Here is a 13376-nt window from a genome sequence, read left to right as displayed (position 1 = left end):
GTGCCTCAGATTAGTTGGCGTCTTCCAAGATACCATGAATACTCGTTAAAAAAGCAATTTTCATTTCAATTAAATCAATCCATTGATCAGCAATGCCGGCTGATCTTCCCCAAAAATGAGAAAAAGAAACCCATGAAACCTTTATATTACAAGGTTCATGGGTCTTATTAACGTGTAATCCCTGTCGGATTACACGTTTTCATATGTTACGCTTCTTCAGCTTCAATCACTCTGGATTGATCATGAAATGCCCCTTGATCAATTTCCTTTGTGACCTTACTTGTAATAAGACCGGATGTCATGCTTCCGCTGACATTCAAAGCAGTACGCCCCATGTCGATTAACGGTTCAATTGAGATTAACAAACCAGCGAGCGCGACAGGCATGTTTAATGATGATAAAACAAGAAGCGCCGCGAATGTGGCTCCGCCGCCGACTCCGGCAACACCGAAGGAGCTGATGGCAACGACTGCGATAACAGTGATAATAAACACCGGGTCAAATGGATTTTGGCCGACAGTCGGAGCAATCATCATCGCCAGCATCGCAGGATAAATGCCGGCACATCCATTTTGGCCGATCGAAAGACCGAACGAACCGGCAAAGTTTGCGATTCCCTCCGGTACACCCATGCTTCTCTGTGTTTTAATATTCAGCGGTAAAGCACCTGCGCTAGACCTTGACGTAAATGCAAATACAAGTACAGGCACCGCTTTTTTCAAATAAATCACCGGATTCAAGCCACTGAACGTCAGCAGCAGCAAATGAATGATAAACATAGTGATTAACGCGGCATATGAAGCAATCACGAACATGCCCAGTTTTAAAATGCTGTCAAGATCACTCGTGGCAATCGTTTTTGTCATGATGGCCAGCACCCCATAAGGCGTCAGTCTCAAAATGAGTGTGACAACACGCATAACAATGGCATAAACGGCATCAACCAGTTTTTTAAATGTTTCTGCCTGTTCCGGCTGTTTGTGTTTTACTCCAAGGAATGCCACTCCAAGGAAAGCGGCAAAAATAACGACAGCGATTGTTGAAGTCGGTCTAGCTCCCGTGAAATCTAAAAACGGGTTTCCAGGCAGCAGTTCAACAATCTGCTGCGGCAGCGTTTTCGCTGTCATATCCTCTGATTTCTGCTGAAGCTCCTGTCCCCGTGAAAGCTCTGTACTTCCTTGGTCAACCTGAATCGCCTGCAGATCAAATGAAAGTGCGGACGCGATACCGACAGCTGCAGCAACAGCTGTTGTTGCTACTAAAATCCCAATAATCAAACCGCTGATTTTTCCAAGATTTTTTGTCAGCTTCAGCTTTGTAAATGCGCCGAGAATCGAAATAAAGACGAGCGGCATAACAACCATCTGAAGCAATTTGACATATCCGCCCCCGGCAATATTAAACCAGTCGGCTGTTTGAATGACTATATTAGAAGTCGGGCCGTAAATCAGCTGAAGCGCAAATCCGAATACAATTCCCAGCCCCAGCGCAGTAAATACACGTTTAGAGAAGGAAACATGTTTTTTCTGCATAACAAAGAGCCCTAAGATAAGTAAAAATAAAATAAATACATGTAATACAACCAGTAAAGTCTCCAAAGCAGGTAAACTCTCCCTTCAAATTTTCTCATTTACTATATTACACTAATTCCGATGGGTCAAGTGCGAATTATTTTAACTTATCAATTCAAGTAAAAAAACCTTATATAATGCCTTTTTTGTTCTTTTCTTTCCCTTCCATCTTTAGTACCTTATATAAGGGTGATAATATTGCTGAAAGAACTGTTTGTAAATTTGACCATTTTAATCACATTTAATTATCTCTTCACCCACCTGTTTAAAGAAAGGCTAGTACATAAAAAAGACAGCATATCCTTTCAAGCTGTTAAGGGACTGGCCTGCGGTTTGCTCGGGGTTATTCTGATGGTTTTTGGATTTACCTATCAGCATTCAATTATTGATCTTCGAAATATCCCTATTATGATTGCCGCTCTTTATGGAGGCTGGGTTTCAACGGCAACGGCCCTGGCCATGATCACTGCAGGCCGCTTGCTGATTACAATGAACACATCTGCACTATACTCGGTTATTATCATTTGTATCGCTGCCATCCCGTCACTCATTGTTTCTAGAAGAAAAAAAGTTCAACTAAAACATGCTTTCTATCTTTTAATAATCACAAATAGCTTGATCTCCTTTTCCTTTTATTTTCTTATAGATTTACATTCATACGAACTTCATTTGTATTTTTGGATCATATCAATAGCGGGCGGCATGCTCAGTTTATATATTATTGATCATGAAACAAATGCACATCTTCTTTTTAAACAATATAAGTTTCAGGCGCACTTTGACTTTTTAACAGGCGTGTATAACCGAAGAAAGTTTGAAGAAACCACAAAAGCTCTGTATCAGCAGGCGGCCGATACCCCGCATTTTCAATTTGCACTGATTTATATGGATATCGATCATTTTAAGACCATCAATGACCAATATGGCCATCATGAAGGAGATCAGGTGCTCAAAGAGCTGGGGTTACGTCTGAAGCAGAGCATCCGAAATACTGATCCTGCCGCTCGGATCGGCGGTGAAGAATTTGCCGTTCTCCTGCCGAACTGTTCTCTTGATAAAGCTGCCCGGATCGCTGAACGGATCAGGAGCACTGTAAGTGATGCACCGATTGTATTAACAAACGGCGAAGAGCTTTCAGTTACGATATCACTAGGGGCCGCTCATTACCCCAATAATACGGAACAGCCAGGATCCTTGCCCATTCTTGCCGATCAAATGCTTTACAAAGCGAAAGAAACGGGACGGAACAGAGTGTGTTTTTCAGAAAAAAAAGAATGAATTCAATGTTCGAATTCATTCTTCCAATCTGAAAGACGTTTCAAAGGCAGAAAAGCCGGGACAAGATCTCCCTGATATTCTTTTTCTATAAATGCCGCTGTATCATCAGCTTGATAAAGCTCAAGAATGGTTTGCAGCGCTTCCCGATCTTGATCCTCCGCTCTGACAACAATCAAATTCATCTCTTCCCCAGACATGGGTCCGCCGCTCTTTAGCGTATGCTTTTTCGGGTTCAGGCCCGCTTTTTTTGCTTCTGATGGTTTCATGACAAACACGTCGGCACCGCTTACTGCATCCTGTTGCCGGACAGCTTTTAATTTCAGGTGTCTCGGATTATCTTTAATCATATCAACTGAACCTGTTCCGTTAAATCCGTTTTTCAGCGTTAGCAAACCCGCTTCCTGGAGCACCGTAAGCGCCCTGCCAAAATCGAACGCTTTATCCGGAACAGAAACGACAGCTCCTCGCGGTATATCTAGGATTCGGTCATATCGTTTTGAATAAATGCCCATGGGCGTTATGTAAGTCGTTCCGAGCGGTGCCAAATTAAGTTTGTATTTTTGAGTGAACGACTGAAAATATGAAATGGTTTGAAAGGCGTTGGCATCAATTTCTTTGTTAGCAAGTGCGATATCAGACTCCGCATAATCAGAAAAAGGGATCAGCTGAATATCCAGCCCTGCCTCTTCAGCCTTTTGAGCAATATAGTTCCATATTGCCCCGTCAGACTCAGCAATCCCGATTTTTATCGATTCATGTTCTGCAGACGGTGAACATGCAGTAAATGAAACGAGAAGAACAAGGACAAAACTGCATATAAGCCACTTTTTCATTGTGACCATACTCCTATCTATGTATTAGAGCATGCAAGCAATATCAGACATAAAAATCATACGCTCTCTTAGTTGATAAACGTTGTCATTTGTAATATTGATTAACTTTTACCTTACTCATATCCAATAAGGTTGTCAATTCCTATTACTTATCTTCCCAAAATGAAGAAATACTAAGGCAAACGTATGATCACATATCGAGAAAGCAGATGAATTTCCGCAAATAAATATCAAATTGAAAAATAAATATGGTATTTTCCGAAAAAAGTTTCAATAAGCAGTTGTTTTTTCCGAAGATTACTGGTAGAGTAAAGGTAATTATTTTTGTTCGAACTATCTTTAAGAAGAAAGTTTTGTAAGAGTTTTCGTCTTGAAAGTTTGTTAAGAGCAAGAATAGTGAATTTAAGCGTTATGATCGCTTTAGGAGGAAATTTCATGTTAGAAGGTAAAGTAAAATGGTTCAACTCTGAAAAAGGTTTCGGATTCATCGAAGTAGAAGGTCAAGACGATGTATTCGTTCATTTCTCTGCTATTCAAGGCGAAGGCTTCAAAACTTTAGAAGAAGGCCAAGCTGTTTCTTTTGAAATCGTTGAAGGAAACCGCGGACCACAAGCTGCTAACGTTACTAAAGAAGCGTAAGCATAAATTGATATGAAAAACTGCAGGTGCAAACCTGCAGTTTTTATTTTGACAAAAAAGCTGTTTTGCATAAGCAAAACAGCTTTTTTTATTAGTTTGCAATATCCCGCTTCATGAAGATTCCGAAAGCAAGCAACAGGAAGATGATAAAGTAGATCGCCAGCATGACGAGAGAAAACGTCATAGTCATCCCTTTTATTAACGGTGTGCCATCCACATACTGAGTCAAGTCGACATTAGCAAACAATATATACTTTGCCCAGTCAAATTTCGCTGCAATAAATGCAGTTGCAGTCGTACCGGCAACCAACAAGAAGATGGAAAAACCAACCGCAAGAGAGCTGTTTCTGAATACCGCAGACAGCATAAACGCCATCGTCGCCACCATTAAAGCCGAGACGGATTCAGAAAGATACGTTGTGGCCAAATGCCCCATCATGTTTTGCTCAATGACATGGCCATCCTTATAGATTAAATGAATGTTCACGGCGGTTTCACCACCCGTCCCGAAGAAGATCAACCCTAATAAAGTAGAACCGATAAATAAAATCAACAGCAATAGGAGCCCAAAGAGGAGAACTGTAATATATTTGGACAGCAAAATTTGAAAACGGCTGAGCGGCCGAATCATTAATAGCTTAATCGTTCCCCAATTAAATTCGTTCGCGACAATTCCGGCCGCGATGATAATAGTAAACAGACCGGTAAGGATGGTAAAGTTTGCCGAATCCGTTACATAAGACCATGCCGTATAGCCCGTGTCACTAGGGATATTATGCTCGATGCGATAGTCGTTGAGTGTGATTGTTTCTTTATACCCATCTTTCAGTGAAGGATCTTCTTTGATTTCTTTCTTTAATTCGGCGTTTTGTGCTTGAAGTTCTTGTTTCCAATGGGAATTTGATTCACCAGCAGAAAAATGATTCGCCAAAAATGCAAATCCAACCATTGTCAGCCCCAGAATTCCGATCATCACCCATGTTCCGGCACGGCTGAAAATTTTGAGCCACTCATTATAAATCAAATTAAGCATGCTGAACCTCCTCTTTTGTTTCACCTGTCATTTCTAAGAAACGGTCCTCTAATGATTTTGTTATGACCTTGACCTCATAAATACGGATTTGCTGCATCACCAGCAATTCAATAACCGCAGGGACTTCTTCTTTAGCCAGTTTGATTTCTACACCATTTGTCTTACTCAGCAAATCGTACTGATTTAAAACAGCAGCGGCTTCATTCGGCTGCTCAACCTGGAAGAAATATGTATCGTTCTCATCAATGTTTTCATCTTTTACATTTTGAATATCGATCAGCTTTCCTTTTTGCAGAATCGCAATTCGATCACACATCAGTTCCATTTCTGACAGCAGGTGGCTTGAAACGATGACAGCCATTCCTCTTTCTCGGGTCAGCTTCTTTAAATGATCTCTGATTTCTCTGATCCCCGCCGGATCAAGGCCGTTTGTCGGTTCATCCAAAATCAGCACTTTCGGATCGTGCAGAAGGCATTGTGCCAAGCCAAGACGCTGTCTCATCCCCAGAGAATATGTTTTCACCTTGTCGTGGATTCTGTCTGTTAAACCGACCAGTTCAACAACTTCATCAATTTTTTCCTTCGTGACACCCTTGACCATCCTTGCGAATTGCTGGAGATTTTTATATCCGCTCAAAAATTTATACAGCTCGGGATTCTCAACGATCGCTCCGATATGCTTAATCGCCTTGGCATATTCTTTCGTAATTGATTGGCCGCAAATGAGGACATCACCTTTCGACAGCTTCATTAACCCCACCATCATCCGGATGGTTGTCGTTTTCCCCGCTCCGTTTGGTCCTAAAAAACCGAATACCTCGCCTTCACGAATCGTAAAACTGAGATCATCAATGATCGTTCGGCCTCTGATGTTTTTAGTCACGTTTTTCAATTCCAACACTGTTTTCATCATATTCCTCCTCTTTCTAGCAAACTTCCATTTTTGATTTAAACCATTGCAAAACAGACATGCCTTCCTGTTCACGAATATCTTCTACTTCACGCTGCGCAACTTTTTCTCCATTGGCGAGGATGATTACTTCATCTAACAAAGTCTCAATTTCATCAATTTCATGTGTCGCGATCACGACAATCTGCTGCTCAAAATCAATGTACGACACAAGGCTGTTTACGATGGAATCCCTGACCATCGGATCAAGCCCGGAAAAAGGTTCATCAAGCAAGATGACGTCTGCCCGTCTCGCTAAAGCAAGAACGATTTTCAGCCTGCCCCGATTTCCTTTTGATAGCTTTTTGATCTTTTTTTCCGGATTCAGCTGCATCTCATTCAATAGCTTATAAACCTGTTCTGTATGAAAATCAGGAAACTGCGACTGATAAAAATTCACCATATCTTTAACAGTGAAATGCGGATAAAACATATCAAGCTCAGTAAGATAAGCCGTTTGACGCACCATTTCTCTCGTAACCTGCTCTTCATCAACTTTTACAAATCCTGAAGTCGGAAACAGAAGGCCAGCCATCATTTTCAGGGTCGTTGACTTGCCGCTGCCGTTCGGTCCGATCAGGCCATAAATCCGTCCGGATGATAGGGTGATTGACACATCATTGACGGCCGTATGGCGGCCGTATTTTTTTGATACATGTTCTAGCTTGATTTCCATTTTAGCCTCCCTCTGTGAATGTTTTAATCCCTTCTAACATTTCTTCTTTCGTTAGCCCCAGCTCTTTCATTTGCTTGACAAAGCCTTCCAGCACCTCTCGTGTCAGCTTGTCTTTCAGCTCGTCTACGATTTCTGCTTTTTCCGCAATAAACGTCCCTTGACCTCTTCTTGTCTCCACAATACCCAGCCTTTCCATCTCACTGTAAGTTCTTTGAATTGTATTGGGATTTACTTTAGTTTGAATCGCCATTTCTCTTACTGAAGGAAGCTTGTCTCCTGGGAGCAGCTCCTTCCTGACCAGCCTATAAAAGATCTGATCAGCGATCTGCAGATAAATCGGTTTCGAGGATTGGAATTGATTGTCCATATTTACACCTCTACTTTACGATCAAGCAGTTTTGAAGCCATGATGAGCAGCAAGAATGTGATGACTATAGCAATAGGAAACCCTAGCACAGACAGATGGATAGGTTTTAGTTCCAATCTCCAAACATTGTGGAAGTGGAAATCAAAATTGCAATAGACTGTTACAGGCCAGAAATGCTTTTGAGATTCAACCAAAGGGCTTATGATGTATTCATCGAAGAATAACCACATTGCGACCAACAGAACCATCGCAGCCCACCGCATTCCGCGCCAATTTCTGAGAGAGTGAAAAACAGTCCAAAACACAATGACTGTTACTGACATATCTAACGAAGAAATAAGCCCATACATATTCAGCAAAGCCACTGTACTCGTTATATCAACTTGATGCTCCAGCAGATTTTTTACAGAGAGCATATGATACATCCATATGCCATAGGCTGTTAATGCCAACTGAATCACAAATTGATAGAGCAAAGATGCTGCCAATTTAGAAGAAAACAGCCATAAGCCGCCATTTGGATTGTACAGCCAAAGCTGTGATTTCCCTTCCTTGCGAAGGTGATAAAACACAAAAACAGGAGATAAGAAAAGCAGAAAAAAAGCAACTGCAACAAAAAAACCAAAAATGACTAGAGGTTCTTTCGTGCGAGAAGCTATAATATGGCCTGTTCCCAATAAGAAAATGATTCCGCATATCCATACTAGCAGCCACATTCTTGAAAGCTTGATATCTTTCTTTAATAAACCTAAAAAAGAATTCATGTCTTTACCTCCCGGAAAAAACCCTCGGTGTATGAGTAACATAGTACACTAGATCAAGATGGAATACAACATATTCCATGGATTTATTTGATAAAAACCGAATTGATGGAAACAGCAAAAAAGGCAAACCCGCATGAGTAAACGGATTTGCCTTTTTCATTACTTTTTCTTATTTTTCATAGAGAGCAGCGCATCACGATAGCTGCGGTCCTGCATTTTGTCACTTTCCTCAGTGACCTCTTCTTCTGCATGAACTTCATCAGAATGCTTAAACTTTTGCAGCGCCTGCCTGTAAATATTATCACCCATTGTGTCACGCTTCTCTTTTGGAGAATCGTTTTTGACAACGGATGGCGTATGCTCGGCAGCCCTTGCTTCAGCAGGGTAATGCGCTTCGTTTTTTTCCTCTTCTGGAGGTGCGATTTTATCGGTTGCTTCTTGCTTCTCAGGTCCAGGTGAGGCGTTGCGGACGTTAAATGTAATAAGGGCCGCAATGACAATGACAGCAGCAATTATTGCTATAATAATGGCCATTTCAACCTCTCCTTACTGTCCTGCTGTTAGGTTTCCTGTGACTTGGCTGACACGTCTTCCCAACGCGCGTCCAAGCTGAATACCTTCCTCAGACATTAACTCATCACTGTCTACCGGACAAGTGACACCTGCTCCGTAATAAGAGCCATAAAGTGCGTTTTCAGGCACGTTGCCAGGCAGTCCGACAACAATCATGCCTTGGTGGAACATCGGCGTGATTAAATTGTGCATTGTCATTTCCAAGCCGCCGTGTGTTGTTGCCGTTGTGCAGAAGACAGCACCGACTTTGTTGATCAGCTCGCCTTCAGCCCACAAGTAGCCAAGTCTGTCGATCCAAGTTTTAAGACCGGAGCTGATTGTTCCGAAATGCCCTGGGCATCCCCAAATAATCGCATCCATATCTTTAAGCTTGCGGATATCAGCCTGATCTACATGGTCGATGAACACTTCAGCCGCGTCGTTTTCTCTCGCGCCTTCAGCAATCGCTTCTGCAAGCACTTTAGTATGTTCGCCTTCACTATCATACACTACATAAATTTTCATTCAGGAAACCTCCCTGTACAGATTAAGATTCCTTAGCTTCTTTTGGAGCAGGAAGTAATGAAAGCTCCTCTTTTTTCTTCTTACGCAATTTATCTTTTCTGACGTCACGCAGGAAGATACTTAAAATCAAACCTGCTACACAGAATAAGGTTGCCCACATAAAGGCATCATTTATCCCCATGACATTGGAATCGAGTGACGCGTGTTTATAAATATGTGAGTACACATATGTTTTCGCCGTATCATAAGACACATTCATATTCACCATTAAATTCGAAACTGCATTTTGGAACGCATGGAGGAAGTTCGGGTCCGCCGTGCTTGTTTTATCTGCAATTTGTGAATAATGGAATGTCGTCCGGTTTGTATAAATCGTCGTAATTAAACTTGTTCCGATTGATCCGCTGATTTGGCGAAGCGTGTTGCTCATCGCCGTTCCGTGGCTGTTCAGACGGGCAGGAAGCTGGTTCATCCCGGCTGTCATGACTGGCATCATTAAGAGAGACATACCAAATGCACGAATTGAATAGATCAGCATGATGTGTGTATATGGTGTATCAATTGTCAATTGCGTGTATTGATATGTTGTTACCACTGTCACGAGAAGCCCGATAATCGCAAGCGGTCTCGGTCCGAATTTATCGAACAAAATACCTGAGATCGGTGACATAATCAGCATAACGATCGCACCCGGAAGCAGAAGCAGACCGGATTGAAGCGCCGTAAAGCCGACCAGGTTTTGCAGATAGATCGGTAAAAGGAACATACCAGTGTAAAGTGCCACTGTTATAATGATATTAATGACACTCGAGAGTGAGAAAATGTCATATTTAAACACTCTGAAATCAAGCATCGGATCATCATGACGCAATTGCTGAACAACAAAAGCAACAATTGCAATGGCTCCGATAATAACTGTAGACAATACAATCGGGTCGGTCCAGCCGTCAGATCCGGCTTCACTGACCCCGTATAATAAGGAGGCGAATCCGACAATCGAGAGGATTGCGCCAAGAGTATCGAGTTTGATTTTTTGCGGCTCCACCATATTTTTAAAGATGAAGAAAGCCACAATGATTACAATTGCGCCGATCGGCACAAGTCCGTAAAACATAATGCGCCATGTATAATGCTCAATAATCCATCCGGAAAGAGTCGGGCCGACCGCTGGAGCAAACATCATCGCTAGCCCGAAAATCCCCATTCCTTTCCCCCTGCTTTCAGGCGGGAAAATTAACAGAATGGTTGTCATAACGAGCGGCTGCAAGATACCTCCGCCCACGGCCTGAATCAAACGGCCGATCAGCATTGTAGAGAAGTTAGGCGCGATACCGCAGACTAACGTACCGAGCGTAAAACAAAACATCGCGACGAGAAAGAGACTCCGCTGGCCAAATCGTGTAATCAGGAAAGCAGATAACGGAATCAATACACCGTTAACAAGCATGTAACCTGTTGTAAGCCACTGAATCGTCGTTGCACTTACGCCAAATTCAGTCATTAAGTGCGGCATTGCAACATTAAGCAGTGTTTGGTTTAGGATTGCCAAAAATAAACCCGCCATTAGCACAATCAGCAATGACATAGGGTTTTTTGCATTTTTTTCTTTGCCTGTAGCCATCTAAGACAACCTCCTTTCATGGTTTGATGACTGATCTGTTTTACTCAGAAATTTTAACAGATGCATTCATTCCAGGAAGCACCTTATCAGATGGGTTTTTGATTGAAATTTTCACAGGAATTTTTTGTGTTACTTTTGTGTAGTTTCCGCTTGAATTTGTAGATGGAAGCATATCAAAAGTTGAGTTAGTCGCATAGCCAATTTCTTCTACAGTACCGTCAAATGTTGTATCAGGGTCTCCGTCAACTACTACGTCTACACTATTTCCTACTTCAATATCCGCAATATCTGTTTCTTTAATATTTGCTGTGATGTATAGGTTGTCCATGTCAATCGTTTGTGCAATTGTTGTACCAGCTTGTACGGTTTGTCCGTTTTTCACTTCGTTTTTCACAATTGTGCCATCCATAATGGATTTTACGTCAACAGTTTGTTCACCTTTGATTTTTGCAACTGTGTCGCCTTTTTTCACTGTTTTTCCTTCGTCCAGATCCCAGTCAGATACTTTACCTGCTGCTGGAGCAGTAATAGCAGCCATATCGCCCGCTACTTTTGCTTCATCTGTTTTTACATAGTTTGTGCTTTGATAATAGTAGTAAGCACCTCCAGCTATAATTGCAAGAACAACAATCAAACCGATAATGTTGGTCAGAATTAAACGTCCTCTGTTCATTTTGTTTTCTCCTTTCGTTTCATCCTCTATCATTTTGCGGAAAGCTGGTGAAAATATGTGAGAAGTTTTTAATTACCGCTTTTTTCTGAACAGCCTTCAGCAAGCTTCGTTAAGCTTCCGGCTAGTTTGCGCAAATACTGCAGCTGGGAGGTATCAAGCTTTTGGTACAAGCCAGCACCCATTTTTGCATATTGCACAGCGGCTTTTTCTATCAGTTCTTCCCCCTCTTCGGTTAACTGAATCATGACGATACGGCGGTCATCCGGACTGTCATATCGATTCATCAATTGGCGCTTATACAGAATATCTGTCATCCGCGTCACAGAAGCAGGCTTAAGATCAAGCGACATTGCCAGCTTGCTTAGCGGGGTGCTTCCGCTTTGATGAATTTTAAACATCAGCAAATATTGAAGGACTGTAATATCAAAAGGCTCAAGCACAATCTCCAATATCTTCTTCTGTTTTTTATATATCGCCCGAGACGTATCGAAGAGCTGTTCAAAAGTGAGCAAAGCACGTTCTGATTCAGTCAACTCCTTTTCACCTCATTCCTCAATAATAGTTCACAAGATAAAATATTAATAAATGAAAGAAGATTTGTCAAAGGAAAAATTTCTTTTTCTCCCGTATTTTTTTCGCAAGCGTTTTCTTGCTTTTATTAAATAAAAAAAAGCCCTGAAATGGGCTTTTCATTACGAAAATTGATGGCTTACACCAGACTCTTCATTTCTGAAAAAGTTCTTTAGAGCCTGAAAAACATCAGATTTCTGTTTTAAAATATAGTACTTAAATTTCTCATCTTTTACATTTTTATATGCAGACATTAACGTTGAATGCCTGTTGTACTGATTGACCTCGCCGTAGCAAAACAGATTGGCCTTCTTCATAATATCATTGACCAGCTTCACACAGCGCGCGTTATCAGATGTCAGGTTGTCACCGTCAGAAAAATGAAACGGGTAAATGTTATAGCGGGCGGGATTGTACTTTTCATCAATAAGCTCAAGCGACTTCCGATATACGGAAGAACAAATGGTTCCGCCGCTTTCTCCCTTTGAGAAAAAATCTTCCTCCGAGACCACTCTTGCTTCTGTATGATGGGCAATAAATTCAATTTCCACAGTCTCGTATTTTGTCCGCAAAAAACGGGTCATCCAGAAAAAGAAGCTTCTGGCCATGTATTTTTCCCAAACCCCCATACTGCCGCTTGTATCCATCATGGCTAAAACGACGGCTTTTGATTCGGGCTTTGTGATGTCATTCCACGTCTTATATTTCAGGTCCTCCGGATAAATTGGGTAGAACGACGGTTTTCCTGACATTGCGTTTCGTTTAAAGGCTGACATCATCGTTCTTTTCTTATCAATATTACCGGTTAACCCTGTTTTACGGATATCATTAAACTCGATATCTGTATGAATGATATTGTCCCGCTCTTTTTGCTGGAGATTCGGAAGCTCTAATTCTTTAAAAAGCGCTTCTTCTAAATCCATTAATGAAACTTCCGCTTCATAATAATCCTCGCCTGCCTGATCACCGGCACCCTGCCCTTTTCCAGGCCCTTGTTTTTTGTCTGATCCATCCCGGGCCACAACATCTCCAACCTGGCTCTCGCCGTCTCCTTGCCCTACATGTTTATTTTTATCATAGTTATAACGGATTTTATACTCATCAAGTGAACGGATTGGGATCTTCACTACATCTTTTCCATTAGACATAATAATGCTTTCCTCAGTTACGAGGTCCGGAAGATTGTTTTTGATCGCTTCCTGCACTTTTTTCTGGTGGCGCTGCTGGTCATCGAAGCCTTTGCGATGGAGGGACCAGTTTTCCTCAGAAATCAAAAAATGGCCGCTGTCATTTTGGGACATGAATTCCCCTCCTTAACCATTTGT

The 13376-nt window shown here is 41.7% G+C and carries 16 protein-coding genes and 1 pseudogene; 2 read left to right on the top strand and 15 right to left on the bottom strand.

Translation table 11 applies throughout. The annotated features are described in order from the left end of the window. Positions 1-13: 13 nt before the first annotated feature. Both QF06_RS22315 and tcyP read right to left on the bottom strand, forming a co-directional pair. Positions 14-115, bottom strand: a pseudogene (locus tag QF06_RS22315) (hypothetical protein); the annotation flags it as partial. Positions 116-206: 91 nt separating this feature from the next. Further along, positions 207-1598, bottom strand: a complete 1392-nt coding sequence (gene tcyP, locus QF06_RS03500; RefSeq protein ID WP_003244685.1) for an L-cystine transporter TcyP — start codon at positions 1596-1598, stop codon at positions 207-209. Between the two features lie 171 nt (positions 1599-1769). On the opposite strand from tcyP, the gene dgcK reads away from it, so the two are divergent. Then, positions 1770-2849 carry a diguanylate cyclase DgcK gene (gene dgcK / locus QF06_RS03495; RefSeq protein WP_015383186.1) on the top strand — a complete coding sequence of 360 codons (1080 nt, stop codon included), beginning with the start codon at positions 1770-1772 and terminating at the stop codon, positions 2847-2849. Positions 2850-2851: 2 nt separating this feature from the next. On the opposite strand, the gene QF06_RS03490 is transcribed toward dgcK, so the two are convergent. After that, complete coding sequence (locus QF06_RS03490) at positions 2852-3682, bottom strand: MetQ/NlpA family ABC transporter substrate-binding protein (RefSeq protein WP_041851043.1); 831 nt, start codon at positions 3680-3682, stop codon at positions 2852-2854. Positions 3683-4117: 435 nt separating this feature from the next. Here QF06_RS03490 and cspB point away from each other — a divergent pair, with 435 nt between their 5' ends. Further along, positions 4118-4321 carry a cold shock-like protein CspB gene (gene cspB / locus QF06_RS03485; protein WP_003224086.1) on the top strand — a complete coding sequence of 68 codons (204 nt, stop codon included), beginning with the start codon at positions 4118-4120 and terminating at the stop codon, positions 4319-4321. A gap of 91 nt (positions 4322-4412) precedes the next feature. On the opposite strand, the gene QF06_RS03480 is transcribed toward cspB, so the two are convergent. From QF06_RS03480 to yhbH, 12 genes are all read right to left on the bottom strand, one after another. After that, positions 4413-5354, bottom strand: a complete 942-nt coding sequence (locus tag QF06_RS03480; protein ID WP_041851044.1) for an ABC transporter permease — start codon at positions 5352-5354, stop codon at positions 4413-4415. Next, positions 5347-6264, bottom strand: a complete 918-nt coding sequence (locus tag QF06_RS03475) for an ABC transporter ATP-binding protein (protein ID WP_041851045.1) — start codon at positions 6262-6264, stop codon at positions 5347-5349. Before QF06_RS03475 ends, QF06_RS03480 begins: the two co-directional genes overlap by 8 nt. Positions 6265-6280: 16 nt before the next feature. Further along, complete coding sequence (locus QF06_RS03470) at positions 6281-6979, bottom strand: ABC transporter ATP-binding protein (RefSeq protein ID WP_003233423.1); 699 nt, start codon at positions 6977-6979, stop codon at positions 6281-6283. Between the two features lies 1 nt (position 6980). Further along, positions 6981-7346: a GntR family transcriptional regulator gene (locus QF06_RS03465; protein ID WP_003233424.1), complete on the bottom strand. Its 366-nt coding sequence runs from the start codon at positions 7344-7346 to the stop codon at positions 6981-6983. A gap of 2 nt (positions 7347-7348) precedes the next feature. Continuing rightward, positions 7349-8110, bottom strand: a complete 762-nt coding sequence (locus QF06_RS03460; protein WP_003245465.1) for a hypothetical protein — start codon at positions 8108-8110, stop codon at positions 7349-7351. Positions 8111-8114: 4 nt separating this feature from the next. Further along, complete coding sequence (locus tag QF06_RS20920) at positions 8115-8270, bottom strand: hypothetical protein (protein ID WP_080332601.1); 156 nt, start codon at positions 8268-8270, stop codon at positions 8115-8117. Next, entirely contained in the window at positions 8270-8644 is a 375-nt protein-coding gene (locus QF06_RS03455; protein ID WP_041851046.1) for a hypothetical protein, read from the bottom strand. Before QF06_RS03455 ends, QF06_RS20920 begins: the two co-directional genes overlap by 1 nt. A gap of 12 nt (positions 8645-8656) precedes the next feature. Continuing rightward, complete coding sequence (locus QF06_RS03450) at positions 8657-9187, bottom strand: NAD(P)H-dependent oxidoreductase (protein WP_003233428.1); 531 nt, start codon at positions 9185-9187, stop codon at positions 8657-8659. A gap of 22 nt (positions 9188-9209) precedes the next feature. Then, positions 9210-10808, bottom strand: coding sequence for an MFS transporter (locus QF06_RS03445; protein ID WP_003233429.1), 1599 nt, complete (start codon positions 10806-10808; stop codon positions 9210-9212). Positions 10809-10848: 40 nt separating this feature from the next. Next, positions 10849-11514, bottom strand: coding sequence for a biotin/lipoyl-containing protein (locus QF06_RS03440; protein WP_014476241.1), 666 nt, complete (start codon positions 11512-11514; stop codon positions 10849-10851). 35 nt (positions 11515-11549) lie between these two features. Next, positions 11550-12014: a MarR family transcriptional regulator gene (locus QF06_RS03435; RefSeq protein WP_003233431.1), complete on the bottom strand. Its 465-nt coding sequence runs from the start codon at positions 12012-12014 to the stop codon at positions 11550-11552. A gap of 159 nt (positions 12015-12173) precedes the next feature. Further along, a complete protein-coding gene (gene yhbH, locus QF06_RS03430; protein ID WP_003233432.1) occupies positions 12174-13352 on the bottom strand; it encodes a sporulation protein YhbH in 1179 nt (392 codons plus the stop codon). Between the last annotated feature and the right edge of the window lie 24 nt (positions 13353-13376).

It is taken from the genome of Bacillus sp. YP1 (assembly GCF_000877815.1).
GTDB classification, from domain to species: Bacteria; Bacillota; Bacilli; order Bacillales; family Bacillaceae; genus Bacillus; species Bacillus subtilis.
Note: the sequence above shows the minus strand (reverse complement) of the source record. Positions and strands in the feature narration are given on the sequence as shown.